At 72.8% G+C, this 26,835-nt stretch carries 21 protein-coding genes; 14 read left to right on the top strand and 7 right to left on the bottom strand.

Translation table 11 applies throughout. From position 1 onward, the window contains the following. Nucleotides 1-79: 79 nt before the first annotated feature. The 5 genes from OHB09_RS31485 (at nt 80) to OHB09_RS31465 (ending at nt 8,342) form a co-directional block, all read left to right on the top strand. Nucleotides 80-3,292, top strand: a complete 3,213-nt coding sequence (locus tag OHB09_RS31485; RefSeq protein WP_040895174.1) for a TIM-barrel domain-containing protein — start codon at nt 80-82, stop codon at nt 3,290-3,292. Nucleotides 3,293-3,369: 77 nt separating this feature from the next. Beyond that, nucleotides 3,370-4,326, top strand: a complete 957-nt coding sequence (locus tag OHB09_RS31480) for a GlxA family transcriptional regulator (protein WP_006140098.1) — start codon at nt 3,370-3,372, stop codon at nt 4,324-4,326. Between the two features lie 118 nt (nt 4,327-4,444). Continuing rightward, nucleotides 4,445-5,443 carry a type I glyceraldehyde-3-phosphate dehydrogenase gene (gene gap / locus OHB09_RS31475; RefSeq protein ID WP_093594772.1) on the top strand — a complete coding sequence of 333 codons (999 nt, stop codon included), beginning with the start codon at nt 4,445-4,447 and terminating at the stop codon, nt 5,441-5,443. Between the two features lie 336 nt (nt 5,444-5,779). Continuing rightward, the gene (locus tag OHB09_RS31470; RefSeq protein ID WP_006140095.1) at nt 5,780-6,445 is read left to right on the top strand and encodes a TetR/AcrR family transcriptional regulator; all 666 of its coding nucleotides are present in this window, start codon (nt 5,780-5,782) and stop codon (nt 6,443-6,445) included. Between the two features lie 241 nt (nt 6,446-6,686). Further along, a complete protein-coding gene (locus OHB09_RS31465) occupies nt 6,687-8,342 on the top strand; it encodes an MDR family MFS transporter (RefSeq protein ID WP_319351275.1) in 1,656 nt (551 codons plus the stop codon). 53 nt (nt 8,343-8,395) lie between these two features. Here the strand turns inward: OHB09_RS31465 and OHB09_RS31460 are convergent, their stop codons facing one another. Further along, nucleotides 8,396-9,169, bottom strand: coding sequence for a DeoR/GlpR family DNA-binding transcription regulator (locus tag OHB09_RS31460; protein ID WP_040895096.1), 774 nt, complete (start codon nt 9,167-9,169; stop codon nt 8,396-8,398). A gap of 322 nt (nt 9,170-9,491) precedes the next feature. Between OHB09_RS31460 and OHB09_RS31455 the strand changes: the two genes are divergently transcribed. From OHB09_RS31455 to melA, 5 genes are all read left to right on the top strand, one after another. After that, complete coding sequence (locus OHB09_RS31455; RefSeq protein ID WP_328922913.1) at nt 9,492-10,349, top strand: endo alpha-1,4 polygalactosaminidase; 858 nt, start codon at nt 9,492-9,494, stop codon at nt 10,347-10,349. A 259-nt stretch (nt 10,350-10,608) separates the two neighbouring features. Then, nucleotides 10,609-11,949 (top strand): ABC transporter substrate-binding protein, encoded by a 1,341-nt coding sequence (locus OHB09_RS31450; RefSeq protein WP_006140088.1) that lies wholly within the window; start codon nt 10,609-10,611, stop codon nt 11,947-11,949. Between the two features lie 10 nt (nt 11,950-11,959). Beyond that, nucleotides 11,960-12,970 carry a carbohydrate ABC transporter permease gene (locus OHB09_RS31445; protein WP_006140087.1) on the top strand — a complete coding sequence of 337 codons (1,011 nt, stop codon included), beginning with the start codon at nt 11,960-11,962 and terminating at the stop codon, nt 12,968-12,970. After that, nucleotides 12,967-13,881, top strand: coding sequence for a carbohydrate ABC transporter permease (locus OHB09_RS31440; protein ID WP_006140086.1), 915 nt, complete (start codon nt 12,967-12,969; stop codon nt 13,879-13,881). The genes OHB09_RS31445 and OHB09_RS31440 overlap by 4 nt, the downstream gene beginning before the upstream one ends. Before the next feature lie 142 nt (nt 13,882-14,023). After that, nucleotides 14,024-15,361: an alpha-glucosidase/alpha-galactosidase gene (gene melA, locus OHB09_RS31435; RefSeq protein WP_093594762.1), complete on the top strand. Its 1,338-nt coding sequence runs from the start codon at nt 14,024-14,026 to the stop codon at nt 15,359-15,361. 25 nt (nt 15,362-15,386) lie between these two features. Here the strand turns inward: melA and OHB09_RS31430 are convergent, their stop codons facing one another. Continuing rightward, a complete protein-coding gene (locus OHB09_RS31430; RefSeq protein WP_006140083.1) occupies nt 15,387-15,563 on the bottom strand; it encodes a hypothetical protein in 177 nt (58 codons plus the stop codon). Between the two features lie 152 nt (nt 15,564-15,715). On the opposite strand from OHB09_RS31430, the gene OHB09_RS31425 reads away from it, so the two are divergent. Both OHB09_RS31425 and OHB09_RS31420 read left to right on the top strand, forming a co-directional pair. After that, nucleotides 15,716-16,495 carry an SDR family NAD(P)-dependent oxidoreductase gene (locus tag OHB09_RS31425; protein WP_191853675.1) on the top strand — a complete coding sequence of 260 codons (780 nt, stop codon included), beginning with the start codon at nt 15,716-15,718 and terminating at the stop codon, nt 16,493-16,495. Between the two features lie 126 nt (nt 16,496-16,621). Further along, nucleotides 16,622-16,855, top strand: coding sequence for a hypothetical protein (locus OHB09_RS31420; protein ID WP_234527690.1), 234 nt, complete (start codon nt 16,622-16,624; stop codon nt 16,853-16,855). 60 nt (nt 16,856-16,915) lie between these two features. On the opposite strand, the gene OHB09_RS31415 is transcribed toward OHB09_RS31420, so the two are convergent. Further along, the gene (locus OHB09_RS31415) at nt 16,916-18,805 is read right to left on the bottom strand and encodes an arabinofuranosidase catalytic domain-containing protein (RefSeq protein WP_191891416.1); all 1,890 of its coding nucleotides are present in this window, start codon (nt 18,803-18,805) and stop codon (nt 16,916-16,918) included. 300 nt (nt 18,806-19,105) lie between these two features. Beyond that, on the bottom strand, nt 19,106-20,005 hold the full coding sequence (locus OHB09_RS31410; protein ID WP_191891417.1) for a DUF305 domain-containing protein: 900 nt from the start codon (nt 20,003-20,005) through the stop codon (nt 19,106-19,108). A gap of 302 nt (nt 20,006-20,307) precedes the next feature. Between OHB09_RS31410 and OHB09_RS31405 the strand changes: the two genes are divergently transcribed. Together OHB09_RS31405 and OHB09_RS31400 are read left to right on the top strand one after the other, a co-directional pair. Further along, the gene (locus tag OHB09_RS31405) at nt 20,308-20,781 is read left to right on the top strand and encodes a carboxymuconolactone decarboxylase family protein (protein WP_093594750.1); all 474 of its coding nucleotides are present in this window, start codon (nt 20,308-20,310) and stop codon (nt 20,779-20,781) included. 61 nt (nt 20,782-20,842) lie between these two features. After that, the gene (locus OHB09_RS31400) at nt 20,843-21,739 is read left to right on the top strand and encodes an RNA polymerase sigma-70 factor (protein ID WP_191891418.1); all 897 of its coding nucleotides are present in this window, start codon (nt 20,843-20,845) and stop codon (nt 21,737-21,739) included. A gap of 75 nt (nt 21,740-21,814) precedes the next feature. Here OHB09_RS31400 and OHB09_RS31395 read toward each other — a convergent pair whose 3' ends face one another. The 3 genes from OHB09_RS31395 to OHB09_RS31385 all read right to left on the bottom strand — a co-directional run bounded on the left by OHB09_RS31395 (nt 21,815) and on the right by OHB09_RS31385 (nt 26,785). After that, entirely contained in the window at nt 21,815-23,734 is a 1,920-nt protein-coding gene (locus OHB09_RS31395; protein WP_234528405.1) for an N-acetylmuramoyl-L-alanine amidase, read from the bottom strand. Nucleotides 23,735-23,891: 157 nt separating this feature from the next. Then, complete coding sequence (locus OHB09_RS31390) at nt 23,892-26,435, bottom strand: SpoIIE family protein phosphatase (RefSeq protein WP_328922912.1); 2,544 nt, start codon at nt 26,433-26,435, stop codon at nt 23,892-23,894. Nucleotides 26,436-26,551: 116 nt separating this feature from the next. After that, complete coding sequence (locus OHB09_RS31385; RefSeq protein WP_093594740.1) at nt 26,552-26,785, bottom strand: hypothetical protein; 234 nt, start codon at nt 26,783-26,785, stop codon at nt 26,552-26,554. Nucleotides 26,786-26,835: the final 50 nt, after the last annotated feature.

Here is a 26,835-nt window from a genome sequence, read left to right as displayed (position 1 = left end):
CACCGCACCACCGAGAAGACGGCTGAGAACCGTACGACGACACACCGGGGTGGCCACCGTTCTCGCGGTCGCCGCCGCCATGACCGTGGCGGGCACCGGCGCCGCGACGGCCAAGGGGGCGCAGAGCCACCGCATCCCGACGGTCACCTCCGGTGACGCCCGCTTCCAGGTCCTCTCACCGACGCTGATCCGCACCGAGTACGCGGCCGACGGCAAGTTCACCGACGACCCGACGTTCAACGCGATCGGACGCGCGGGCTTCACCCCGGCCTCGTACACCTCACGGACGGCCGACGGCTGGCTCACCCTCAAGACCAGTGCCGTGACCCTGCGGTATCGGGTCGGCTCGGGGCCCTTCGACGCGAGCAACCTCTCCGTGGCCCTGAAGGCCGGCGACACCCCGGTCACCACGACACCGTGGCACCGCCTGACGTGCACGCCCGGCGCGTTGTGCGAGGCGGAGGACCTCCAGCTCAACGGGGTCTCCCAGGCCTCCGACCACCGCGACCACACCGGTCTCGGCTTCGCTGCGGGCTTCGAGGCGACAGGCGCCTCGGCATCCTCTGACATCGATGTCAAGGAGGCCGGCACCTACCAGTTCGGCCTGCGCTACGCCAATTCGACGGGCGGCGACGGCAAGACCGAGACCCGCACCCTCACCCTGACCGTGGACGGCGGCTCCCCGCAGAAGATCTCCCTGCCGACGACCGCGAACTGGGACACCTGGAAGCTCGTCACCGCCAAGGTCGACCTCGGCGCGGGCCACCACACGCTGGCCCTGACCCGGACCGCCTCCGACTCCGGCGACATCAACCTGGACAGCGTCGCGCTGGTCCGCCCCGGCGACCCCTACCCGCCGGTCTCCGCCACCGCGATCAAGGACTGCCTGTTCGGCGTGAGCTGCGAGGCCGAGGCCGGACGGATCGGCGGTTCGGCGGGCGGCGCCACGGACCACACCGGCTACGCCGGCACCGGCTTCGTCGCCGAACTCAACAAGGGCTCCAGTGTGACCACGCACGTGGTCGGCGTACCCGCCGAGGGCGACTACACAGTGCGGATGCGCTACGCCAACGGCACCGGCGGCGACGGCCAGCACAAGACGCGCACGGCGACCGTCACCGCCAAGGGCACGAGCGGCACGATCGAGTTCCCGGCGACGGACGACTGGGACGACTGGCGGACCACCTCGGCCACGGTCAGGCTCGCCGAGGGCGAGAACGACCTCACCCTCGGCTGCCCGGACGACGCCAGCTGCCACGTCAACGTGGACACCGTCTCGGTGGCCGCCGCGAAGGACCCCGCTCCCGCGCCGCACCTCGCGCTCGGCGGCTACCGCCGCGGCCTCGACGGTGTGAACGGCAGCGGCCCCGCCCCCGTCACCACGCCCGGCCTGCTCAACAAGGACGGCTGGTACCTGCTCGACGACACCCCGTCCGCGCTGTACGACACCGCCACGCAGAAGATCCGGCAGCGCCCGGACCACAAGGGCGGTGCCTACCAGGACGGTTACCTCTTCGGCTACGGGCACGACTACAAGCGGGGCCTCACCGACCTGGCCACGCTCACCGGCCCGCCCGCGCTGCTGCCCCAGTGGGCCTACGGCGTCTGGTACTCGGAGTACATCGACCGTACGGCCGAGGACTACCAGAAGAAGATCCTGCCGGCCTTCCGCTCCGAGGGCGTCCCGCTCGACGTGCTGGTGACCGACACGGACTACAAGGGCGTCAACGACTGGAGCGGCTGGGAGATCGACAAGAAGAAGTTCCCCGACCCCACGGGCTTCTTCCGCGACTGGTCCGACTCCCAGGGCCTGCACAACACGCTCAACGTTCACCCGAGCATCCTCGGCTCCGACCCGCAGTTCGCCCAGGCGCAGTCCACCGCCAAGGGCAAGCTGAAGAAGGGCGGTTGCGGGGGCAGCGCCGGCGCCGGCGGCGACTGCTACGTCTTCGACTTCGGCGACCCCGACCAGCTCCAGGCCTACCTGGACCTGCACCGCACCATGGACGAGCAGGGCAACGACTTCTGGTGGCTCGACTGGTGCTGCGACGGCTCCCAGTCCTCGCTGCCTGGCGTGACCCCGGACGCCTGGATCAACCAGCAGTACGCCTCGATGACCGGGAAGAACAACGGCGGCCGCGGCTTCGTCCTGTCCCGGGCCTACGGCTCGCTCCAGGCCGCCGGGTACAGCGGCCAGGCGGCTCTGCCCACCGGCCCGTGGGCGGACAAGCGCTCCACCGTCCACTTCACCGGTGACACCTCCTCCACCTGGGGCGTGCTGAAGATGGAGGTCGGCTACACCCCGGGCGAGTCCGCGGCGACCGGGATGGCCTCGATCACCCACGACATCGGCGGGCACAACGACACCACCGGGCTGACCGGTTCGGAGAAGTACACCGAGGGCGGGCAGACCCGCACCACGCACAAGCTGCCCGACGACCTGTACGCGCGCTGGGTGCAGTTCGGCACCTTCCAGCCCATCGACCGGCTGCACAGCAACCACAGCGACCGGCTGCCCTGGCAGTACGGCACGGCGGCCCGCAAGTCGGCCGACGCCTTCCTCAACCTGCGCGAGAACCTGGTGCCGTACACCTACTCGCTCGCCGAGGAGGCCAACCGCACCGGGGTGCCGATCGTCCGGCCCACCTACCTGGAGTACCCGGACGAGGCGCAGGCGTACGCCACCGCGGGCAGCGAGTACTTCTACGGGTCCGACGTGCTGGTCGCCCCGGTCACCGACCCGGGCGAGTCCGCGACGACCTCGGTGTGGTTCCCGCCGGGCCGGTGGACGGACTACTTCACCGGCAAGACGTACACGGGCGGGAGCACCCAGAAGGTGACCACCACGCTCGACACCATGCCGGTGTTCCTGCGGGCCGGCGGCATCCTGCCGACCCGCACCCACGACGTCTCCTCGCACGACCGCAACCCGCTGACCGACGTGACGCTGACCGTCGCGGCCGGGAAGTCGGGCTCCTACCGGCTGTACGAGGACGACGGCACCGGCACGGGGCGCAGGCACAGCGCCACGACGGCCGTCCGGTACCACCACAGCGGCACGCACCACACGGTCACCATCGACGGGGCGAAGGGCTCCTTCCGCGGCCAGGTGAAGAAGCGGCAGTGGACGGTGTCCCTCGTGGGCGCCGGGGACCGGGCGCCCACGAGCGTGTCGGCGAACGGGAAGCGGCTCTCGCCGAAGTCGTACCACCTCGACCGGGACACGGGGGCGCTGACCGTCACGCTGCCGAGCCGGTCGGTGCACGCGCCGGTGACGCTCACCTTCCGGTAGCACCCGCCCGGGCGGCGGGGACGGGAGCCCTCCCGTCCCCGCCGCCCTCGCGTTCCCCGCCCCCGTAGTCTGGTGCCGTGTCCGCTCCCGCCCTCCACCGTGTCGCCGTTCTCGTGCTCGAAGGGGCCAAACCGCTCGACGTGGGGATTCCGGCGCAGGTGTTCACCACCCGCGCGAGCATGCCGTACGAGGTGCGGGTGTGCGGGGCGGCGCCCGGGCTCGTGACCGGCGGCGACGGGCTGTCGTACCACGTGGCGCACGGCCTGGAGGCGCTGGCCTGGGCCGAGATCGTCTTCGTACCCGGCTACCGGTTCCCGGACCGGGAGGACCCGCCGCCCGCGGTCGTCGAGGCGCTGGTCGCCGCCCACGAGCGGGGCGCGCGGCTGGCCGCCATCTCCACGGGGGCCTTCGCGCTCGCCGCCACCGGACTGCTGGACGGCCGGCGCGCCACCACCCACTGGCACTACACCCGGGCGCTGGCGGCGAAGCATCCGGCCGTCCGGGTCGACGAGAACGTGCTCTTCGTCGACGAGGGCAGCGTGCTGACCTCCGCCGGCGCCGCCTCCGGCATCGACCTGTGCCTGCACCTGCTGCGCGGCGACCTCGGGGTGGCCGCGTCCCACCACGCCGCCCGGCGGCTGGTCGCGGCGCCCTACCGCAGCGGCGGCCAGGCGCAGTACGTGCCGCGCAGCGTGCCGGAGCCGCTCGGCGAGCGGTTCGCCGCGACCCGCGAGTGGGCGCTGCGCCACCTGGACGAGCCCCTCACCCTGCGGGCGTTGGCCCGGCACGCGGAGGTGTCGCCGCGCACGTTCTCCCGGCGCTTCGCCGAGGACACCGGGTACACGCCGATGCAGTGGGTGATGCGCGCCCGCATCGACGTGGCGCGCGAACTGCTGGAACGCTCGCAGCGCGGCGTGGAGCAGATCGCGGGCGACGTCGGCCTGGGCACGGGGGCCAATCTGCGGCTGCACTTCCAGCGCATCCTCGGCACCACGCCCAGCGAGTACCGGCGCACCTTCGCGAAGGGCGAATAGCTCCCGCGTGTGCCCGTCGGCGGGCTGGCACGATCCTTGCGGACCGTGGCGATCGTGCCGCTGTCCCGTCCGGCCGCGGCGCGCGAACCTGGTGGTGAACACGGAGGGATCACTACTTATGACTCGCATCGCCATCAACGGATTCGGCCGCATCGGACGCAATGTGCTGCGTGCCCTGCTGGAGCGCGGCGGCGACCTGGAGGTCGTCGCCGTCAACGACCTCACCGAGCCCGCCACGCTCGCCCGGCTGCTCGCCTTCGACACCACCGCCGGCCGGCTCGGCCGTCCGGTGAGCGTCGACGGGGACACGCTCGTGGTGGACGGCCGCCGCATCAAGGTGCTCGCCGAGCGGGAACCGGCGAAGCTGCCCTGGTCGGAACTGGGTGTCGAGCTCGTCCTCGAGGCCACCGGCCGCTTCACCTCCGCCGAGGCCGCGCGCGTCCACCTGACCGCCGGTGCGCGCAAGGTGCTCGTCAGCGCCCCCTCGGCGGGCGCCGACGTGACGCTCGCGTTCGGCGTGAACACCGAGGCGTACGACCCGGCGGCGCACACCGTCGTCTCCAACGCCTCGTGCACCACCAACGCGCTCGCGCCGCTGGCCTCGGTGCTCGACGAACTGGCGGGCGTGGAGCACGGGTTCATGACCACCGTGCACGCCTACACCCAGGAGCAGAACCTCCAGGACGGCCCGCACCGCGACGCCCGCCGGGCCCGCGCCGCCGGCGTGAACATCGTGCCGACCACCACGGGCGCCGCGAAGGCGATCGGCCTGGTGCTGCCCAGCCTCGACGGCAAGCTGTCGGGCGACTCGATCCGGGTCCCCGTGCCGGTGGGTTCGATCGTCGAGCTGAACACGACGGTCGCCCGTGACGTGACCCGCGAGGAGGTGCTGGAGGCGTACCGGAAGGCGGCCGAGGGGCCGCTCGCCGGGATCCTCGAGTACTCGGAGGACCCGCTGGTCTCCGCCGACATCACCGGCAACCCCGCCTCGGCGATCTTCGACTCGGCGCTCACCCGCGTCGACGGCCGCCACATCAAGGTGGTCGCCTGGTACGACAACGAGTGGGGCTTCTCGAACCGCGTGATCGACACGCTGCAGCTCCTCGCCGCCGGCTGAGTCCGCGGCAGGGACAACGGGGACCGGTCGCCCACGGCGGCCGGTCCCCGCCGCGTTTCCGGGGGCCGGGCCTGACGGTGGTGGGCGGGTTGTGCGCGGGAGGGGTGCCGGAGCATCAGGGGGAGACGCCGGCGAACGGCGAGGCGGGGTGGGGGCCTTCGGCCGGTCTTGCGCCGCTGCATGCCGGTCGGCCGCACGGCGAAGTGCACGGCGACGACCGCCGCGAGAAGGCTGCCGAGTCCGGCCGCGTCCGGATCCATGGGGACCGGGCCGGGGCCGGGCCTGGCCGGATCGCCCTGATTTTGCAGAGCCTGCACTTTTGCATACCATGCAAGCATGTCGGAGAGAGGCGCCGCCGAGGGCGGGCTGCGGGAGCGGAAGAAGCGGGCCACACGTGCCGCGCTGGCCGAGGCCGCGATCCGTCTCGCCGCCGAGCACGGTGTGGACAAGGTGACGGTGGAGGCCATCAGCGCGGCGGCCGGCGTTTCCGAGCGGACGTTCTTCAACTACTTCGACACCCGTGACGACGCCTTCGTCGTCATCGACAGCGAGGCCACCGACCGCGTGCGCGCCGCGCTGCTCGCGGCCCCCGCCGAACTCTCCCCCCTGGAAGCCCTGCGCGACGCGCTCGCGGCCGAACTGGCCGGCGCCGAGCAGGACCACGAACTGTGGGGGCTGCACGCCGGGGTGCTGCGCTCCGCACCGCATCTGCTGGTGCGCAGCCTCGGGGCCCACATGGCCGACGAGACGGCGCTGGCGGAGGCCGTGGCCGCCCGGCTCGGAACCCCCGTCGCCGTACCGGACGGGGCGGGTCCGCCCGGCGAGGAGGAGCGGCGCGCGGCCCTGGAGCTGTACCCGCGGCTGCTGGCGGCGCTCGCGCACACCGCGGTCCGGGTCGGTGTGGAGCACTGGTGCTCCCGCCGCGAAGGAGATTCGTTCGCCGAGGTGTTCCAGCAGGTGTTCACACTGCTGGCGGCGGGCCTCCCGGCGCCCACGCGGTAACCGGCGGCCCGGCCCCGAAGGGCCCCTCGCCTCGGGCCCGCCCCGCGTACGCACCGCCTCGGCCGCGTCGCGCCCCGGCCCGCTCCGAGCCCTCCCGGCTCATCCGAGTTCCCCCGAGTTCACCCCGATCGCCGCGGATCCCCGTGGAGCCGCACGGCCCCGTCGCATCCCGCCGATCACTCCCCCGAAAGAAGAGACCGTGACCGCACCACCGGCGCCCGAGCAGGCGTCCCCGACCTCCATGACGAACCGCCAGATACTCCAGGCCATGTCCGGCCTGATGGCGGGCATGTTCGTCGCGATCCTGGCGGGGACCGTGGTGTCCAACGCCCTGCCCACCATCATCGCGGACCTCGGCGCGAGCCAGTCCTCCTACACCTGGGTCGTCACGGCGGAACTGCTGGCGATGACCGCGACGGTGCCCCTGTGGGGCAAGCTGTCCGACCTGTTCAACAAGAAGTTGCTGCTGCAGCTCTCGCTCGGCATGTTCGTCGTCGGCTCACTGCTGGCCGGGTTCTCCCACGGCGTGGGCCTGCTCATCTTCAGCCGGGTCGTCCAGGGCGTCGGCGCGGGCGGTCTCACCGCGCTGGCCCAGGTCGTCATGGCCTCCATCATCCCGCCGCGCCGGCTGGGCAAGTACGCGGGCATCTTCGGTGCCGTCTTCGCCGTCGGCACGGTGGCCGGGCCCCTGGTCGGCGGTGTCCTGGTGGACACCTCGTGGCTGGGGTGGCGCTGGTGCTTCTTCATCGGCGTGCCCTTCGCACTGCTGGCCATCGCCCTGCTGCAGCGGACCCTGCATCTGCCCACGGTCAAGCGCGAGGTGCGGATCGACTTCCTGGGCGCGTTCCTGATCGTGGCGGGCGTGTGCGCCCTGCTGGTCTGGGTCTCCCTCGCGGGCAACCAGTTCGACTGGGCGTCCTGGCAGACCGCCGCGCTCACCGGCGGCGGTGTCGTCCTGCTGGCCGCCGCGGTGTTCGTCGAGGCCCGCACCGCCGAGCCCGTCATCCCGCTGAACATCTTCCGCAACCGCACGGTCACGCTGACCACCGTCGCCAGCCTCCTGGTGGGTGTCGCCATGTTCGGCGGGACCGTGTTCCTCTCGCAGTACTTCCAGATCTCGCTCGGCAAGTCGCCGACGGTGGCGGGGCTGATGAGCCTGCCGATGATCCTCGGTCTGCTGGTCTCCTCCACGGTCGCCGGTCAGATCATCAGCCGGACCGGCAAGTGGAAGCGGTACCTGGTGGCGGGCGCCGTCATCATGAGCGTCGGCCTCGGGCTGCTCTCGACGATCGGCGCGGACACCTCCTTCGCCCTGCTCAGCCTGTTCATGGCGATCCTCGGCATCGGCGTCGGCATGCTGATGCAGAACCTGGTGCTGGCCGCGCAGAACGACGTGCCCGCCGCCGAACTCGGCGCCGCCACCTCCGTGCTGTCCTTCTTCCGCAGCATGGGCGGCACCATAGGCACCAGCGTCCTCGGCGCGGTCCTCGCCAACCGGGTCGCCTCCGAGACGGCCAAGGGACTGCGCGAGGCGGGCATCACTCCCACGGGCGGTGGGAGCGGGGACGGCGGCGGCAGCGTGCCGGACATGAGCACCCTGCCGGCTCCCCTGCGTACCGTCGTGGAGCACGCCTACGGGGTGGCCACGGCCGACCTGTTCCTGTTCGCCACGCCGTGCGCCCTGCTCGCGCTCCTCACCGTGGTCTTCCTCAAGGAGAAGCCGCTGAAGACCTCCAGCGGGATGGAGCGCCTCGCCGAGGAGGCCGCCGCCGAGACCGCCGCCGAGACCGCCGGCCCGGTGGAGGCCCTCATCGAGCTGCCGCGTCAGCGGACCGGCGACGCGCCGGTGCCGGCCCCCGCGCCGGGTGACCAGGACCCGACGGAGCAGCGCGCCTGAGCGCGCGTTCCAAGGGCTCCCGGGGTTCCGGCACCCCGGGGGCCCGAGGGCTCTCACACCACCGTCACCGCCACGCCCGCGTCCATGATGTCCGCGAGGACGGCCGCGGGCGCGGCGGCGTCGGTGACCAGGCGGTCGATGTCGCGCAGCGGGCAGATCTTCGCGAAGGTGACCCGGCCGATCTTCGAGTGGTCCGCCACCACGACCGTGCGGTCGCTGCTGGCGAGGAACGCCCTGTCGGTCGCCGCCTCCAACTGGTCGTGCGTCGTGCACCCGTGGTCCGCGCCGACGCCGTCCACCCCGAGGAAGGTGACGTCGGTGTGGTGGTCGGCGAGTGTCTTCTCGGCGATGGGGCCGACGAGTTCGTAGCTCTCGGTGCGGGCGGAGCCGCCCACGACGACCAGCGTGACGTTCTTGTGCGGCACCATCTCGGCGGCGATGTTGACCGCGTTGGTCACGATCGTGACGCGGCCGCGCGCCGCCAGCACCCGGGCGATCTCCGTGACGGTGGTGCCGCCGGTCATCCCCACCACCGCGCCCTCCGGCACCAGTTCGGCCGCGGCCCGCGCGATGGCCTGCTTCTCCGCGCGGCGGTGCCCGCTGCGGTGCGGGACCGGCAGCTCGGGGCCCGCGCCGCGCAGCGCGGCGCCGCCCAGTACCGCTCCCCCGTGCGTGCGGCGCAGCAGGTTCTGCCGGCTGAGCTGTTGCAGATCCCGCCGGATGGTGGCTCCGGAGACCTTGAGCAGCCGGGACAGCTCGGTCACATCCATGGCACCACGCGCGGAGACATGCTCAAGTATGCGCGCATGACGCTCGGTCTTCAGCATGCGAGGAAGCATAGACCGCCGTGCGCCGACCCGACATCCACCTTTCTGCCTGGTACGCGTGAGGCTCGCACCGCACGGTCGCGTGCCGCGAAGTGCGCACCGCCCTGACCATGTGCGCAAAGTGCGCACGTTCGATCTGTTGACATGGCGAAAGCTGCTCGCTTTACTCCATGCAACGCACGGGTCGAACACCCGGCGCCAGAGGTACGCCCAGCCGGTAGCACGGCCCCGCGCCGTAAGTCCGGACTGAGTCGCCAGGACTCCCGCGCGGAGGCGGGGTCCGAGGCGGGGACGTGCCCCCACATTCTCTGGAGCGCAGGAGATGCCCCACACTTCTCACCCCCGGTCCCGCAGGCGCGCCCTGCTCGGGACGGCCGCCGCGGCGGCGCTGTGTCCGCTGCTGGCGTGCTCGACGGCCGACGCCTCGACCACGGCCGACGCAAACGCCACGGCCCGCGCCCCCAAGGCGGCGGCGTCCGTGACACTGCCGCCGCTGCACGCCGGCTTCGACTACCAGATCGGCCAGCCCTACACCCCGCCCACCGGGGTGGGCATCGTCAGCCGTGACCACACCGCCTCCCCGGCCACGGGTCTGTACAACATCTGCTACGTCAACGCCTTCCAGGCCCAGCCCGGCACCGAGAACGAGTGGGGCGACCTGCTCCTGCGGGACTCCAAGGGCAAGGTCGTCTACGACGAGGACTGGGGCGAGGCGATCCTGGACATCCGCACCGCCGACAAGCGGCAGCGGATCGCCGACCGGGTCGGCACCTGGATCGACTCCTGCGCCACCAAGGGCTTCAAGGCGGTCGAGCCGGACAACCTGGACACCTTCGACCGCACGAGCCTGATCAGCAAGGCCAACGCCAAGACGTTCGTGAAGCTGCTGTCCGACCGCGCCCACGGCAAGGGCCTGGCGATCGGCCAGAAGAACACCGCCGAGCTGGCGTCCGCGCACAAGGAGATGGGCCTGGACTTCGCCGTCGCCGAGGAGTGCGGCCAGTACGACGAGTGCGGTGACTACGCCGAGGCCTACGACGACCACGTGGTCGTCATCGAGTACACCAAGTCCGGCCTCGACAAGGCGTGCTCGAAGTTCGGCAGCCGGCTGAGCATCGTCATGCGCGACGTGGACGTCACCGCCCCCGGCAGCAGCGGATACGTGCGCAAGACCTGCTGACGGACCCCCGTACGCGGCGGGCGCCCTCCCCGGCGTACCGCCGCCCCCGGCCCGGCGCACCGCGCTCCTGCGATCCCGGTGCGCCGGCATCCCCTCCGCCCCACCCCGCCCCACCTACGCCTCTCCGCACCGCGCAGTACCCCCACGCCGCCGCCGTGCCGGTTCCCCCTCCGCGATGTCACCGCCGATGTCCGCCACTCCGTGACGGCAGTGACTCGATGTATCTCCGCACCGCCCGCGTATCTCCCCGGGAGCACCCATGGCAGCAGTACACCGCCCCTTCGGCACCCCCTCGGGCCCGTCCCGCCGCACACTCCTGCGCCGGGGCACGCAGGTCGCGCTGGGCGCCGCCGCCACCACCGCCCTGGCCGGTTGCGGCTCGGGCACGGACGACGGGGTCGGCGCCGACGGACGGGTCACGATCGAGCTGTGGCACGGGCAGACGGACACCGGACGGACCGCGATCGAGAAGCTGGTGGCGGAGTTCAACCGCACCCACCCGCACATCCGGGTCGACGCCGGCGGCGGCGTGCTGGCCGACGCCATGCTGCAGAAGATCACCGCGGCCCTCGCCTCCGGCTCCTTCCCCGACATCGCCTACATCTTCGGCTCCGACCTGGCGAGTGTGGCCCGCAGCCCCTCGGTGGTCGACCTGACCGACACCTTCCACGACGGCCCCCTGCCGTGGAAGAGCTTCTGGGCCCCCGCCCGCGCGGCCGTCACGCTCAACGGACAGGTACGGGCCGCGCCCGCGCTGCTGGACGCGCTGGCCGTGGTGTGCAACAAGAAGGTGTTCCGCGAGGCCGGGGTGCCGCTGCCCGAGCCGGGCTGGACCTGGGACGAGTACGTCGAGACCGCGCGGAAGCTCACCGACCGGGGGCGCGGTGTCTTCGGCACCGGCTGGCCCGGCGTCGGCGACGAGGACACCGTGTGGCGGCTGTGGCCGATGATCTGGGACCTGGGCGGCGACGTCGTCTCCGAGGACGGCAAGCACATCGGCTTCGCCGACACCGGGGTCAGGGCGCTGGAGACGGTCGCCGCCCTCAGCCGCGACAAGAGCGTGTACATCGACCCCAAGCCCGGCAGCGAGCAGATGTACCAGGTCTTCACCTCCGGCCGGATGGGCATGGTGCCCACCGGGCCGTGGCAGCTTCCCGACGTCCGCCAGGCGAAGATCGACTACCACGTGGTCCCGATGCCCACGTACAGCGGCAAGGAGATGACCATCTCCGGGCCCGACACCTGGACCGTCTTCGACAACGGCCCGGCCCGGGTCCGGGCGGCCCGCACGTTCGTCACCTGGCTCTCGCAGCCCGCGCACGACGTGCAGTGGGACATACAGGCCGGCAGTCTCCCGCTCAGCCGCGCCACCGAGGAACTGCCGTCCTGGCGTGCCCAGGAGAAGCGCACCGAGGGGCTGCACGTCTTCACCAAGGCGCTGGAGACGGCCCGGGCCCGCCCGGTCCACCCCGCCTACCCGCAGATCTCCCAGGCTCTCGGCCAGGCGATCGTCTCCGTGCTCCTGGGCCGCAGTTCTCCGGCCAAGGCACTGCGCACCTGCGCGGACGAAGCCAACGCCGCACTGCTCATCCCGCGTTGAGAGGACCACCATGCCCCGTCTACCCACTCCCCTCACCCTCGCGGACCGCGGCGACAAGCAGGGCGGCCGCACGGCCGCGGACGCCGGGCGCCCCGGCGCACCCGCCGGCTCCGGCTCCGTCCGGCAGCGCCGGCGCCGGGAGTCCGCGACCGCCTGGGCGTTCATCTCGCCCTCGGTCCTCGTCATCCTCGGACTGAGCGTCGTCCCGGTGCTCTGGTCGCTGCTGCTGTCCTTCCAGGCCGACGACCTGGTCACCCCCAGCCGCTGGGTCGGCCTGGACAACTACCGCGCCCTGGCGCAGGACCCGCACTTCGCCGAGGCGGTCCGCAGCACCCTGCTGTACACGGTGCTGTACGTGCCGCTCAGCATCGGCCTGGGACTGTTCCTCGCCCTCGCGCTGAACCGGCGGATCCGGCTGGTGGGCCTGTACCGCACGCTGGTCTTCGTCCCGTTCGTGGTCTCGGCGACCGCCCAGGGCGTGCTGTTCTCCTTCATCCTCGACCCGGAGTTCGGCGCCGCCAACTCCGTGCTGCACAGTCTCGGCATCTCCTCCCAGGGCTTCCTCACCGACCCGGGACAGGCGCTGTACGCGCTCATCGCGATCTCGCTGTGGAGCGGCACCGGTTTCTGCGTGGTGGTGCTGCTCGCCGCCCTCCAGGACGTGCCCGCCTCACTCATAGAGGCGGCCCGGCTGGACGGCGCCGGGCGCCGCCACCTGCTGCGCCACGTCACCCTTCCCACGATCACCCCGGTCCTGGTCTTCCTGCTGCTGTGGCAGACGATCAACGCCCTGCAGGTCTTCGACCTGGTGTACGTGACGACCAAGGGCGGGCCGCTCGGCTCCACCTCGGTCATCGTGTACTTCATCTGGGAGCAGGCCTTCAAGAACTTCACCGCCGGTTACGGCGCCGCGGCCGCCTACACCCTGGCGCTCGCCCTGATCGTCCTCGCCGCGGCGCCCCGGCTGGCCCGGGCGCTGCGGGCACGTACCGGCCGCGGCATCCAAGGAGCCACCCGATGACGGCCACGCACTCCGCCCCCTCCCTCCCCTCCTCCGCATCCTCCCCGGCCGCCCCGTCGGCGGGGACGGCGGACGGCCTCCCCGGCCGGCGCCGCGGTCGGCTGCCGTTCAGCGCCTGGCACCTGCTGCTCGCACCGCTGTGCCTGCTGTTCGCCGTGCCACTGATCTGGCTGGTCCTCAGCTCCGTCATGAGCGACGCGGAGATCAACCGCTTCCCGCCCGCCCTGTGGCCCTCGGGCATCCATCTGGACGGCTACCGGTACGTCGTCGGCAACGCCATGTTCCCGCGCTGGTTCGCCAATTCGCTGATCGTGTCGGTGACCGCGGTGGTGTCCAACCTCGTGCTGGGCGCCCTCGGCGGCTACGCCTTCGCGCGGATGCGGTTCGCGGGCTCCAAGCTGCTGCTCGGCATGATGCTGGCCACCATGGCCATCCCGTTCCAGCTCACGATGATCCCCACCTTCCTGGTGATGAAGCGCATGGGGCTCATCGACACCCTGGGCGCGCTGATCGTGCCCTCGCTGGTGACGCCCTTCGCGGTGTTCCTGCTGCGCCAGTTCTTCCTCTCCCTGCCCAGGGAGCTGGAGGAGGCGGCCTGGCTCGACGGCTGCTCGCGGCTGCGGGTGCTCTTCCGGATCGTGCTGCCACTGTCCCGGCCGGCCCTGAGCACGGTGGCGGTGCTGACCTTCCTCACCACGTGGAACGACCTGAGCTGGCCGCTGATCGCCATCAACCACGACACCCAGTACACGCTGCAGCTCGGCCTGACGACCTTCCAGGGACAGCACCACACCCGCTGGTCCGCGGTCATGGCGGGCAACGTGCTCACCGTGCTGCCGGTGCTGCTCGCCTTCCTCGCCGCGCAGAAGACCTTCATCCAGTCCATCACGTCCAGCGGCCTGAAGGGCTGAGCCCGCGCAGGGCCGAGCCCGCGCGAGGCACGGCTTCGCCGCGCCCCTACGACCCGCTCCTTCCCGGCGGCACACCATCCGCCGCCCGGACCACCCCGATCGAGGCCCGCTCCGCCGGCGCCTGCAACGGAGAAGAAACCTGATGTCCCTCACCACCCCGAAGATCGCCTTCATCGGCGCGGGCAGCGTCGTGTTCACCCAGGGCCTCCTGGCCGATCTGCTGGCCTTCCCCGAGCTGCGGGGCGCGCACATCGCCCTGCACGACATCGACCCCGAACGGCTCGAGACCGCGCGCGGCGCCGCCCAGTTCATCGCCGACAAGCTCACCGGGCAGGACGGCGAGGGCGGTGCCCGGCCGCGGATCACCACCCATGCCGAGCGGCGCGCGGCGCTGACCGACGCGGACTTCGTCATCAACATCGTCCAGGTCGGCATGCGGGAGTCCACCCGCACCGACTTCGAGATCCCGGCCCGCTACGGACTGCGCCAGACCATCGGCGACACGCTCGGCGTCGGCGGCATCTTCCGTGCGCTGCGCACCTTCCCGCTGCTGAAGTCGCTCGGCGAGGACATCGCCGAGGTGTGCCCCGACGCGTGGCTGCTGAACTACACCAACCCGATGGCGATGAACGTCCAGTACCTCACGCAGGCCACCGGGCTGACACGTGTCGTGGGACTGTGCCACTCGGTGTACTGGACCGTCCGCGATCTGTCCGACCTGCTCGGCGTCCCGTACGACGAGGTCACCTACCGGGCCGCGGGCGTCAACCACCAGGCGTGGTTGCTGCGGCTGGAGCACGGCGGGACGGACCTGTACCCGAAGCTGGACGCGCTGATCGCCGAGGACCCGCAGCTGCGGCGCCGGGTCCGCGTGGACATGTACCGGCGGCTCGGCTTCTACCCGACGGAGACCAGCGAGCACTCCTCGGAGTACGTGCCGTGGTACCTGCACCACGACAGCGAGATCGAGCGGCTGCGGCTGCCGGTGGGCGCCTATCTCGGCATCGTCGACGAGAACATCGCCGAGTACGAGCAGACGCGGGACGCCCTCGCCAAGGGGGAACCGCTCACCGTCGAGGGCACCATGGAGTACGCCCCGCAGATCATCCACAGCATCACCACGGGCACCCCGCGCACCGTCTACGGCAACGTCCCGAACCGGGGGCTGATCGACAACCTGCCCGCCTCCGGGACCGTGGAGGTGCCCTGCCTGGTGGACGGCGGGGGCGTCCAGCCGACGCGGGTGGGGGCGCTGCCCGCCCAGTGCGCCGCGCTGAACCGTACCTATCTCAGCATGAACGACCTGGTGGTGCGGGCGGCCCTGGAGGACGACCCGCGCTCGATCCGCCAGGCCGCCATGACGGACCCGGCGACCGCGGCGACGCTGCCTGTGGAGCGCATCTGGGATCTGTGCGACGACATGGTGCGTGCCCACGCCGACCTGCTGCAGCCCTCGCTGCGCGCGACGCTCGGCCACTGACGTGCCACGGGCCCGCCCCCGCCCCTCACGGGCGGTGGCGGGCCCGTTCCCGCTCGGCCGCCCTGCTGAGGTTGTTGTAGATACGCCGCAGGTGTTTCGCCGCGGCACACGGTGTCCGGTCCCGGTCGCACTGCCGGCACGCCCCGAGGTGGTTCTCGTAGTCCAGACGGGCCCGCTCGAGAGGGCTCTGCGAAGGATGCATGCGGAGATTCGATCTTGTTACTCCGGGTACGACCCTCAACTGCCGCTCAAATATGGGTTGTTGATCCGAGGAAGCGACCCACCCCGGCATGAGCGGCGGTCTCCCGCCCCCCTTGCCGGATCCGCGTGCGGCGGCCCGGTTAGGCTGCGCGCATGACCTCGAAGGACTACCTCTCCACCCTGTTCGCGCTGGACGGCCGGGTGGCCGTGGTGACCGGCGGCAGCTCCGGGATCGGGCGCGCCGTCGCCGGGGCACTGGCCCGGGCCGGGGCGCGGGTGGTGATCGTGGCGCGCGACGAGGCAAGGCTGGCCGGCACCGTGGAGGAGCTGAGGGCCGAGGGCTGCCGGGCGGACTGGGTGAGCGCGGACCTGACCGACCGCGAGGGGGTGCGCGCGGCCGCCGAGGAGGCGGCCGGAGTCTTCGGCGAGCCCGACATCCTCGTCAACTGTGCGGGGGTGAACCTGCGGCCCCCGATGAACGAGCTGGACACGGAGGTGTGGGACACCACCCTGGCCGTGAACCTGGAGGCGCCGTTCCTGCTGGGGCAGCGCTTCGGGCCCGGCATGGCCGAGCGGGGCTTCGGGCGGATCATCCACGTCACCTCGCAGCAGGCGCACCGGGCGTTCGTGCACAGCGGCGCCTACGGGGTCTCCAAGGGCGCGCTGGAGTCGCTCGCCCGCTCGCAGGCCGAGGCGTGGTCGCCCCACGGCGTCACCTGCAACACGCTCGTGCCGGGTTTCGTGATGACGCCGCTCAACGCGCGGCTGTCGTCCGACCCGGACAAGGTCGCGGAGCTCGCGGCGCGCACGATGACCGGCCGCAACGGCCTGGCCGAGGACTTCGCCGGCGCGGCCGTCTTCCTGGCCGGGCCGGCCTCCGCGTACGTCACCGGGCAGTCGCTGTTCGTGGACGGCGGGTTCTCGGTCCACTGAGCCTCGGGCCGCCGAGCGGCCTGGCCCGCGCGTTGGTGTGCCGGCCCCGCTCCGCTCCTGCTGGACGAGCCGTTCGGCACGCTGGGCGCGCAGACCCGGGAGGACCTGGAGGACCTGCTGCGGGAGGTGCACCGCGCGGAGGGCACGACCACCGTCCTGGTCACCCACGACATCGACGAGAGCGTCTACGTCGGCGACCGGGTGGTCGTCCTCTCCCCCGGCCCCGGCGCCCATGTCGTCCTCGACCTCACGGTCGAACTGCCCGCCGACCGCGGGCAGATCGGCACGCGCGGCTCTCAGGCGTTCGTCGCGCTGCGGGCGAAGGTGGGCCACGCGGTGCGCGCCGGGACCGGGCACTGAGCGCACGGCGGGGGTACGGCACCGGGACGGCGCCGTACCCCTTGCCGGTGCCGGTCGCCCTCAGCCCAGGGCGAACTTCTGCGCGGCGGAGCCGTCGCAGTCGTGGATCTGCAGCCGGGTCCCGTTGCCGGTGGCCCCGCCCGGCGCGTCCAGGCAGCGGCCCGACTGCGGGTTGCGCAGCGAACCGTCCGCCTGCTGCACCCACTTCTGACCGCCCACCCCGTTGCAGTCGTACAGCTCCAGCTTGGCGTCGTTCGCCGAGCTGTTCCCCACGACGTCCAGGCAGCGGCCGAGGGTGCGCAGCGAGGAGTCGGAGGCGTGGTACCAGTGCTGGTCGACGGCCCAGGTCTGGCAGTCCCAGAGCTGCACCGGGGCGCCGTTGCCGCCGGTGTCGTCGGCGGCGACGTCCACGCACTTACCGCCAGGCCCGCCCACCGGCGCGCCGGCGTTCACCGAGAACTTCTGCGCGGCGGAGCCGTTGCAGTCGTGGATCTGCAGTCGGGTCCCGTTGCCGGTGGCGCCGCCCGGCGCGTCCAGGCAGCGGCCCGACTGCGGATTGCGCAGCGAACCGTCCGCCTGCTGCACCCACTTCTGACCGCCCACCCCGTTGCAGTCGTACAGCTCCAGCTTGGCGTCGTTCGCCGAACTGTTCCCCACGACGTCCAGGCAGCGGCTGATCGTGGAGAGGGAGCCGTCGGGGTTGTGGGTCCAGTGCTGGTCCTCGGCGTAGGACTGGCAGTCCCAGAGCTGCACGGCGGCGCCGTTGACCCCGGTGTCGTCGGCCGCCACGTCGACGCACTTGCCGCCGGGCCCGGTGATGGTGCCCTGGGGGCCGTTGGGCACGTTGGTCTGGCCGGAGTAGCCGACGGAGACGATGTTCGCCTGGACCGCGTTCTCGACGGCGTCGCTCGGGTAGCCCGCGACCATGGCGCCCTCGAAGAAGGTGCCCATGTTCCAGTTGCTGTTGTCGCCGCCGGTGCCCAGGATGATGCCGCCCTCCTGGTGCATGGGCTTGTAGCCGCCCCGGGTGGGCAGCCCGCCGTCCCACCAGGTGGTCAGCCCGCCGGACTGGGAGTTGCCGCCCTTGAGGGCGTACCGGGTCTGCCCGTTGTTCTTCAGCACGGCCGTCACATAGGTGCTGTTGTTGCCGCGGTTGGCGGTGTTGGAGCCGTTGTCGCCCTGGAACATGCCGTTCTCCAGGTCGGCCTCGACCCAGGGCCCGGATCCGGTGCAGGGTGCGAAGTAGCAGGTGGTGGCGATGGAGACCGCGTCCATGTGGCCGTTGCCGGTGTCGGCCGGGGTGCTCTCCGCGTTGCCGTAGTCGAAGCAGCAGGCGGAGCCGACGTGGGTGCCGCTGGCCACCATGTAGACGCCCTCGGGCTGCCCGTTCACGGCGACGCCGGAGGCGGCGCCCGTCGAGCGGTAGCCGACGCCGGGTGAGGTGAAGATGCCGTACACCTTGTGGCCGCCGGCGGTGACGGCGAGTTCGCTCGCGTCCGCGCCGCGGTCCGCGCCCATCCCGGCGGTGCCCGCGGGGCCGGGGTTGAGGTCGTTGTGGCGCGAGGTCTGGTCGTAGATCCGGGTGATGCGGCAGCTCGTGCCGCCGCAGAAGGTGTCCTGCCGTCCGGCGTCGGCGTAGCCGCCGGGGGCCAGCAGTCCGATGTCGGTGGCGGCACCGTCCAAGACACGGGTGACCCGGTAGAGCGGGCCGTTGTAGGAGGAGAAGAGGGCGCGCACCGTGCTGTGGGCGGCGACGCAGGGGGTGCCGGCGTCACCGTAGAGGTCGCACGGCAGGGAGCCGGCGGCCTGGGCCGCACCCGGGAGGCCGACCAGGGCGCCGAGGGCGAGCCCGAGGGCGGCGAGGACCGACAGCAGGCGGGCGCGCAGGCGTGCCGGGCGGCGGGTGTTCCCCGGCGGGCCGGAGGCGACGGAGGAGCTGGGTCTGGACATAGGCATGACAATGCGGCTCGTTCCGCGCACGGCGCACTCCTCGACGGAAGGTGGGGGCGAAGCTTCCAACGGGCGGGCTTCCAGGCCGACTTCACGCACCTGTGGCCGTTGCGGAACGTACGCGCGGCGGTTGTTCTCGTCAAGATTTGTTGCTTTGGCCTTGTCCAGACTTTTGCAAGTGTCTCCAAATGTTCGGCCTCGGCGGCTCGTGGGACGGGGCCCACGCCCCGGCCCGCGCGAGGAGCCGGGGCGCGGGCCGGGGATGCGGGCCGGGGACGAGGGCCGGCGACGCGGTGGGGCTCAGCCCCGGCGTACGGCCGCCGCCCGCCTGCGGCGCGCCAGGGTCAGGCCGAGACCCGCCCCGCAGGCGAACAACGCGGCGCCGGCCACCGCCGGCAGGGCCGCCGACGTCTGGGTGCCCCCGGCCCCGGCGTGTGCGAGACCCTGGGGCGCCGGCGCCGTCTGCGGCGTCGGCAGCGTCCCGTTCTCCTGGGCGTCGGCGACCTGGCCGGTCAGCCAGCCGATCAGCGCGGTGACGCCGGCGAGTTGGGAGGTCATGCCGGAGGCCGCGGCCTCGCGCAGTTCCGGGTGCGTGGCGCGCGCCTGCGGGGCGGGGAACTCGACGGCGGCGGAGGAGGCGAGGGACACCATCCGGCGCGCGAACTCGGTGTCGAAGCCCGCGCCCTTGTCGACCCCGCGCAGTTCCTCCACCATCCGGGCCATGCCCTCACGGAGGGCGGCCATCGCCTCGCGGGCCTCGGCCGGCGCCTTCTCCGCGGCCTGCTCCGGCGTCAGGCCGTACCAGTCGCGCAGCCACTTCACGCCCTGCTCGGCGCGCTCTCCCTGGTCGGTGACCAGGGCCCTGGCCCGGTCCCGGACGGCGCCGTCGGTGCCTCGCTCGACCTCCAGTTTCGCCAGGTCGACGACGACCCGGTGCTGGGCGACGAGCTGGGCGAGGAACGTCGTCTCGAGTTCCTTCGCGTCCAGAGACGCCAGGATGCGGCCGAGCTCGTAGGCCATGGGATCGGCCGGCATCACCGCGCTCTCCCCGCTGTCGCCGCCGGGCGGGGTCGGGCCGCCGTGCGGGACCGCGAGGACGGGGGCGGCGGGCACGCTCCACGCCGCCGTACCAGCCGTGAGGAGCAGGGACGCCGTGCACGCCGCCACCACCGTGACGCGCCGGACAAGGGATATCGCCACTTCCGAGAACCTTCCGCCGGGCCGGCGCACGGAGGAGTCCCGTGCGCGAGCGGGATGGGAGACGGGCCGGTCACCCGCCCGGGGCCACGTCCCGGGCACCCGGAGAGGGCGTGCGCAGGGTAGTCGGCCCGCCACCGAACGTACGCACGCCGCACCGGCGCCGCCCGCCCACGGCACCCATTCGGGGGCGTCGGCAGAGGCGCCCCGCGGCGCGGAGCGCCTTTTCTTCCCCGAGCCGTGTCACACCCTGCCGGGCTGTCCGGTCAGCTCTGCGTAACCCGTCATCCGATCAGGAGAACACCATGGAATCGCGGCTCGACTTCTTCGCCAGTCCGCTCGGCGGCAAGGTGCTGAAGCACATCAACTCGGCCGGCCGGGCGGCCGCCGAATCGGGTCTGCCCGCCGCCACCCAGGAACTGGTGAAGATCCGCGCCAGTCAGATCAACGGCTGCGGATTCTGCACCGACATGCACACCAAGGACGCCGCTGCCGCCGGGGAGACCTCCGTACGGCTGAACCTCGTCGCCGTCTGGCGCGAGGCCACGGTCTTCACCGAGGCGGAGCGGGCCGCGCTGGAGCTGGCGGAGCAGGGCACTCGGCTGGCCGACGCCTCCGGCGGGGTCACCGAGGAGGTGTGGGCGAACGCGGCCAAGCACTACGAGGAGGAGCAGCTCGTGGCGCTCGTCTCGCTCATCGCGGTCATCAACGCCTACAACCGCATCAACGTGATCAACCAGCAGCCGGCCGGTGGCTACCGGCCCGGCCAGTTCGGCTGAGCCGCCCGGGCCGGCGGGGGCGGGGATACGATGGCCGCCCCCGCCGCCGGAAGGAACGAGTATGCGGACCGAGGCCGAGGCCGACTCCCTGGACCTGGCGACCCGGCAGTTCCTCGCGGCGCGGCCGCAGCTCTTCGGCATCGCCTACCGCATGCTCGGCAGCCCCGCCGAGGCGGAGGACATCCTCCAGGACGCCTGGGTGCGGTGGCAGAACACCGACCGTACGGGCGTGCGCGAACCGGCGGCGTTCCTGGCCACCGTCACCACCCGGCTGGCCATCAACAGGGCCACCTCCGCCCGGGCCCGGCGGGAGACCTACGTCGGTCCGTGGCTGCCCGAGCCGCTGGACACCCGGGCCGATCCGCAGGTGGGCGCGGAGCGCGCGGAGGCCGTGGAGCTGGCGGTCCTCTTCCTGCTGGAGAAGCTGAACCCGGTGGAGCGGGCCGCGTACGTGCTGCGGGAGGCCTTCGACTACCCGCACAGGCAGGTGGCGGAGATCCTGGAGACCAGTGAGGCCAACGCCCGCCAGCTCGTGAGCCGGGCGCGCCGCCACCTGGCCGCCGAGCGCAGGGAACAGGTGAGCCCGGCGGAGCACCGGCGGCTCCTCGAGGTGTTCCTGGCGGCGGCCCGCACGGGCGACCTGGCGGCGCTGGAGCGGGTCCTCACCGCCGACGTCGTGCACTACTCGGACGGCGGCGGCATCCGCAACGCGGCGCGCGTCCCGGTCGTCGGTCGGACGCGGGTGGCGAAGGTGCTCGTGGCCTTCGCACCGCGGTTCTGGCCCGGCGCCGAGGTGCGGTGGGTCGAGGCCAACGGCCGTCCGGCGGTGCTGGTCTCGTCCGGCGGGGAGGCGAAGGCGCTGCTGTCCGCCGACGTCTCGGCGGAGGGCATCGAGCGGCTCCTGTGGATTCTCAACCCCGAGAAGCTGGCACCCTACGTGGCCTCGCTGGACGGCTGAGGAACGGCCCGGGACCCCCGCTCCGCCCGTTCGGCGAGGTGGGGGTCCCGGTCCGTTCCGGCAGGGGTGCCTCGGTCACCGCTTCGCGGTCACGTCCCCCTCGTAGACCAGCGCGGTGCGGTGGTTGTACTGGATGGTGTACATCTTCTTGCCGCCCGTGACGACCCGGCCGCTGGAGGGGAAGTAGTCGTCGGTGGGCTCGGCCTGCGCGGTGGCCACGTAGGCCTGTCCCGGCGGCACCTGGTAGAAGCTCAACGGGGCCTGGGTGGAGGGCGAGAGGTTGTCGGGGTACTCGGCGGCGTCCGGGTAGCTCGTCCCGTACACCGCCGCCGGGGAGGTGCCCGCCGCGCCGACCAGCGTCACACCGCGGGCGGGGGTGGTGTTGCAGCCGTGCGGGTTGTGGAACCACACCTTGGCGCCGCTGAACCAGATGGCCGTCCAGTCGCCCTTCTGCCCGGCGACGACGAACTGCTGGCCGGCCTGCGCGGTGCTGCCCCAGTCGTTGACCCGGTCGGTGCCGACGCCGTCGGCGTGCAGGGCCTGGTCGCCGAAGAGGGGGGCGGTGGCGCTGGGTTCGGTGCGCAGGTACACGAAGTTGGACGGCTGGGTCCGCTCGGTGCACTCCGGGGTGTTCCCCGTGGGGTCGTCGGAGGGGCACACCTGCACGGTCTGCTCGTTGTGCGCGTACTCGGGCGTGATCGTCACGGCGGTGCCGACCGGGCCCACACCGTGCCTGCCGGCCGGCGGGGCAAGGACCAGGCGCATGAAGCGACCCCAGTCCCAGGACGGGCCCGGGTCCCAGTGCATGCCGGACACGAGGGCGGAGTTGGGGCCGGTCACGTTGTCGTGGCCGATGATGTGCTGCCGGTCCAGGGGGATGTCGAAGCGGTCGGCCAGGTACCTGACGAGCGCGGCGCTGGTCTCGTACTCGGTCTGGGTGTACCAGGTGCCCCCGGCGGCGGCGTAGCCCTCGTGCTCGATGCCGAGCGAGTGCATGTTGACCGAGTAGTTGCCCGCGTGGAAGGACAGGTCCTTGGTGGGCACCATCTGGGTCACGGCACCGTCCGAGGAGCGGATGACGTAGTGCGCCGAACCGCCGCCCGGCTGCTGGAAGGTGGTGATGGCCGACTCGTAGGAGGACTCGGTGTCGTGGATGACGATCGAGTCGATCCGGATGCCGTTGGCGGGCCGGTTCGAGACCTGGCCGTTGGCCGAGGCGGCCGGGAGGAAGGCGCAGTCGAGCTCCGGCGGGCACTCGGTGTCACCGGCGGTCGTCCTCTTCAGGTCCAGCGCGGCCAGTTGGCCGGTGGCGGGCCGGACGTCCGGCGCGGCGGACAGGCGTACGCGCTCTCCGTCCGCGGTCTTCTCCTCGGCGCCCGCCTTGATCGTGGCGAACACCCGGTCGGCGAAGGCGCGGGCGGCGCGCTCGTCCCCGGAGCCGCTGTAACGCGCCACGGCGGCGTACCACTTGCCCGGGTCGGAGGGGGTGCCGCCGACGGTGTCCTTCGCGTAGGAGGCGAGCAGCGCGGCACCGCCCCGGATGTTGGCCTCCTGCTCCTCGCGCAGCGCCTTCGCGGCCAGGCCGGTCAGCCCGGCCGCCGCGTCCAGGGTGTGCAGGGCGGGGTCGGCGGCCAGCTTCTTGACGTCGGCGCGGCCGGCCGCGCCCGCGTCGCCCTCGGCCATCATCTTGGGCGTCACGTCCGTCAGGTGCATGAGGCCGTAGCCGCCGCTGGTGCTGTGCTCGCCCCGCGGGGCCTCCCACGCGGACTCGTGGTAGGCGACGGCGAGGAGGACCGGCAGGGGGACGCGGTACTCGGCGGCGGCGCGGGCGAAGGCGCTCTGGCGAGCCGAGTCCGCGCTCCGCGCCGGGGCGTTCGCCGCGGACTCCGAGGAGGACGCGAGGGCGGTGGGCGGGACGGTGGCGAGTCCCGCCGCGGCCAGCAGACCGGCCGTGACGGTCAGGGGCAGCCGCCAACGCGGCTTGCGTTCATGCACTTTGCGGTACCTGGCTTCCGTGCGCTCGTGGGGGTTCGCGCGCCACCGCCGCACCGCCTGCCGATGAACACGCGTGCGGCGCAGGGCTGTTGACGCGCCTGGGACTGTACACGCCCGGCCCCCGCCCCTGCCGCCCCACGCGGCGCACGGGGTGCGCTCAGTCGGCGTCCGCCAGGGAGAGCAATGCCGCCACGACCGTGTCCTGCGAGGGCGCCAGCGGCTGCTCGGTCCAGATGGTCTTGCCGGAGGAGGTGAACCGGCTGCCCCACCGCTCCGCCAGCACACTGACGAGTTGCAGGCCCCGGCCGCCCTCGTCGGTCTCGGAGGCGCGCCGGATGCGCGGCATGGTGAGACTGGCGTCGCTCACCTCGCACACCAGGGCACCGGTGCGCAGCAGCCGGAAGCCGATGGGACCCTTGGCGTGCCGGACCACGTTGCCGACGAGTTCGCTGGCCAGCAGTTCCGTGGTGACGGTCAGCTCGTCCAGGTGCCAGGTCGCCAATTGCTCGCGGACGTGCCGGCGGGCCTCGCCGGCCGCCCGGGGTCCGTCCGGCAGACGCCAGGAGGCCATGTCCGCCCGGGGCAGCGCGTGCAGGCGCCCCACCAGCAGCGCGGCGTCGTCCGAGACGGGCTGTCCGCCGGGCAGGAGCCGTTCGACCAGCAGGTCGGCGAGCCGGTCGAGATCGCGGCGGTCGGCACCCTCGACCAGCCGGGCGAGCTCGTCCATGCCCTCGTCGAGGTCCCGCTGCGGCGACTCGACCAGGCCGTCGGTGAAGAGGAGCAGCAGCGTGCCGGCGGGCAGCGCCAGTTCCGCCGTCTCGAAAGGAGGTTGGGCGCCGCCCAGCGGCGGGTTGTCGGGGATGTCCGGGTAGGCGGTACGGCCGTCCGGGTGCACCACCAGCGGCGGCGGATGGCCGGCCCGCACCACGGTGCAGTTGCCGGTGGTGGCGTCGTACAGGGCGTACAGGCAGGTGGCGTAGGCGTCGGGGCCGATCTCGGCGACGATGTCGTTGAGGTGTCCCATCAGTTCGTCCGGCGGCAGTTCCAGGGCGGCCAGGGTGTGCGTGGCGGTGCGCAGCCGTCCCATCGTGGCCGCCTCGGACAGCCCGTGCCCCATGACGTCCCCGCACACCAGGGCGACCCGCCCGGCCGAGAGCGGGATCAGGTCGTACCAGTCGCCGCCGACGTCCGCGCCCTGTCCGGCGGGCAGGTAGCGGGCGGTGGCGGTGGCCTCGCGCAGGCGGGGCAGGTGCCGGGGCAGCAGGTCGCGCTGGAGTTCGCGGGCCCGGGTGAGCTCGGCCTCGGACAGCCGGGCCCGCTCCAGCGCCTGCGCGACCAGGGCGCTGACGGTGAGGAGCAGGGTGCGTTCCTCGGGGCTGAGGCGGCGTTCGGCGTCGAAGGCCATGACACACACCCCGAAGGTGCGCCCCGAGGCGGTGAGCGGCAGGAACGCCCAGGCCTGCATGGTGCTGGGCGGCCGTTCGCCGTGCGGGTTGTCCGCGAGCCACTCCTCGCGGGAGGAGTAGAACAGCGGCTCGTCGCGCAGGAGTGCCCGTTCGGCGGGGAGGCGGCCGGTCAGGGGCAGGCCGTGGGTGCCGCCCATGTGTTCCAGGAAGGCACGCGGGTAGCCCACGGACCCGATGTACGCGAGCCGGTCGCCCTCGCGGACGAGGACCAGCAGCCCCTGCGCGGCGAAAGGTGGCAGCACGCGCGCGGCCACCGCCTCGACCACGTCCTGGGGGGTGCGGGCGGCGGCCAGCGCGGCGGTCAGCTCGGCGGTCCTGCGGGCCCGTTCGGCGGAGTCGCGGATGGCTGCCACCTCGTCGGCCTGGCGCAGCCGCCAGGGGCCCGCCTCCATGACGTGCACGACCGCCCCGTCCGTCGCGGGCAGCACGCGCACGTGGTGGCAGCGGCCGGTGGCGGGCAGGACGGCGTCGAAGCCGGCGGCGTGCCCCCGGGCGAGGGCGAGACGGCACCGCTCCTCGGCGTCCGGCGTCCGCCAGGGACCGGGCTCCCGCCACAGGACACGGTCGGCCGCCACCTCGTCGGGGGAGCCGAGCAACGCACGGGCGGCGGGGTTGGCGGCGGTGATCCGCCAGGCGGTGTCGACGCGGAGGACGGCGTCCTCGGCCTCCCACAACGCGCGGGCCAGCGTGTGTGCCCCGTCGGGCACGGTGGCCTCCGGGGCGGGGCCCGTCCCGGGGGCGGGGGCGGGGGCGGGGGCGGCCAGGCCGGGGAGGGGCCGGGCGGTGAGCCGGGCGCGGACCCAGCCGGCGATCTGCCGCAGGAACCGCCAGTCCTCGGCCGAGGGCTGCCCGCGGTGGCCGGTCAGCAGGGTGAGCGCGCCGATCCCCTCCTCCGCGTCGTGCAGCGGGACGGCGGCGCGTCCGGCGGAGCCGGCCGGCGGCGCGAGGGCGTCGGCCGGCCGGCTGCCCGGCGGGTCCCAGGCGCATCCGTCGCAGTTCACCGCGCGCGCCGTCGCGGAGGCGCTGTCGGCGGGGAGCACCTCCCAGGCGCGGACGGACGCCGCGGGCAGGCCGGCCGAGGACACGAGGTGGAACTCTCCCCCGCCGCCGCGCACGTGGACGCATCCGCCGAGGGCGCCCAGTTCCGCCATGGCGTGCTGCAGGGCGAGCCGGAGGACGTCACTGTCGGTGACACTGTCGTCGGCGGCGCGCAGGTAATCCAGACGACTGATCACCAGGCCAATATAGGCGCGGCGGGCCTTACGGACCTTTCGGACGGAAGGTGGCAGGCCGGGCGGGGCTCTCGAAACGTGCCCCAAGGGCTGTCCCGCAATCCCTGGCGGGACAGCCCTTAGAAGAGCCGGCCCTGCCGGCCGCGGGGATCGCGGGTGCCGCGGCGTCCGGCGGGCCGGGGCGCGGCGCGCCTCATGGGTGCCTCGTCGCCGAAGAGAGGCGCGGTGCCGTATTCGTCGGGCTCGGCCGGCACGGGGGTGGGCCCGGTCCCCACGTTGAGGCACAGGGGCGCGTCCCGGTCGAAGTCACCGGGGGTCATGGCGGTCCAGTCCTGGTCCCGACGCTCGCTCACCGCGCTCCTCCGCCCCCGCCTGTGTCCTCACCCCATCGTTCCCTGCACCC

It is taken from the genome of Streptomyces griseoaurantiacus (assembly GCF_036189845.1).
GTDB lineage: Bacteria > Actinomycetota > Actinomycetes > Streptomycetales > Streptomycetaceae > Streptomyces > Streptomyces griseoaurantiacus.
The sequence above is the reverse complement of the archived record's forward strand: the minus strand, read 5'-3'. Positions and strand labels throughout refer to the sequence as shown.

Excerpts from the sequence above, each read along its gene's own strand:
- OHB09_RS31485 (WP_040895174.1), top strand. The coding sequence starts at position 80 with ATGACCGTGGCGGGCACCGGCGCCGCGACGGCCAAGGGGGCGCAGAGC.
- gap (WP_093594772.1), top strand. The coding sequence starts at position 4,445 with ATGACTCGCATCGCCATCAACGGATTCGGCCGCATCGGACGCAATGTG.
- OHB09_RS31470 (WP_006140095.1), top strand. The coding sequence starts at position 5,780 with ATGTCGGAGAGAGGCGCCGCCGAGGGCGGGCTGCGGGAGCGGAAGAAG.
- OHB09_RS31465 (WP_319351275.1), top strand. The coding sequence starts at position 6,687 with ATGACGAACCGCCAGATACTCCAGGCCATGTCCGGCCTGATGGCGGGC.
- OHB09_RS31460 (WP_040895096.1), bottom strand. The coding sequence starts at position 9,169 with ATGCTGAAGACCGAGCGTCATGCGCGCATACTTGAGCATGTCTCCGCG.
- OHB09_RS31455 (WP_328922913.1), top strand. The coding sequence starts at position 9,492 with ATGCCCCACACTTCTCACCCCCGGTCCCGCAGGCGCGCCCTGCTCGGG.
- OHB09_RS31450 (WP_006140088.1), top strand. The coding sequence starts at position 10,609 with ATGGCAGCAGTACACCGCCCCTTCGGCACCCCCTCGGGCCCGTCCCGC.
- OHB09_RS31445 (WP_006140087.1), top strand. The coding sequence starts at position 11,960 with ATGCCCCGTCTACCCACTCCCCTCACCCTCGCGGACCGCGGCGACAAG.
- OHB09_RS31440 (WP_006140086.1), top strand. The coding sequence starts at position 12,967 with ATGACGGCCACGCACTCCGCCCCCTCCCTCCCCTCCTCCGCATCCTCC.
- melA (WP_093594762.1), top strand. The coding sequence starts at position 14,024 with ATGTCCCTCACCACCCCGAAGATCGCCTTCATCGGCGCGGGCAGCGTC.
- OHB09_RS31430 (WP_006140083.1), bottom strand. The coding sequence starts at position 15,563 with ATGCATCCTTCGCAGAGCCCTCTCGAGCGGGCCCGTCTGGACTACGAG.
- OHB09_RS31425 (WP_191853675.1), top strand. The coding sequence starts at position 15,716 with ATGACCTCGAAGGACTACCTCTCCACCCTGTTCGCGCTGGACGGCCGG.
- OHB09_RS31415 (WP_191891416.1), bottom strand. The coding sequence starts at position 18,805 with ATGTCCAGACCCAGCTCCTCCGTCGCCTCCGGCCCGCCGGGGAACACC.
- OHB09_RS31405 (WP_093594750.1), top strand. The coding sequence starts at position 20,308 with ATGGAATCGCGGCTCGACTTCTTCGCCAGTCCGCTCGGCGGCAAGGTG.
- OHB09_RS31400 (WP_191891418.1), top strand. The coding sequence starts at position 20,843 with ATGCGGACCGAGGCCGAGGCCGACTCCCTGGACCTGGCGACCCGGCAG.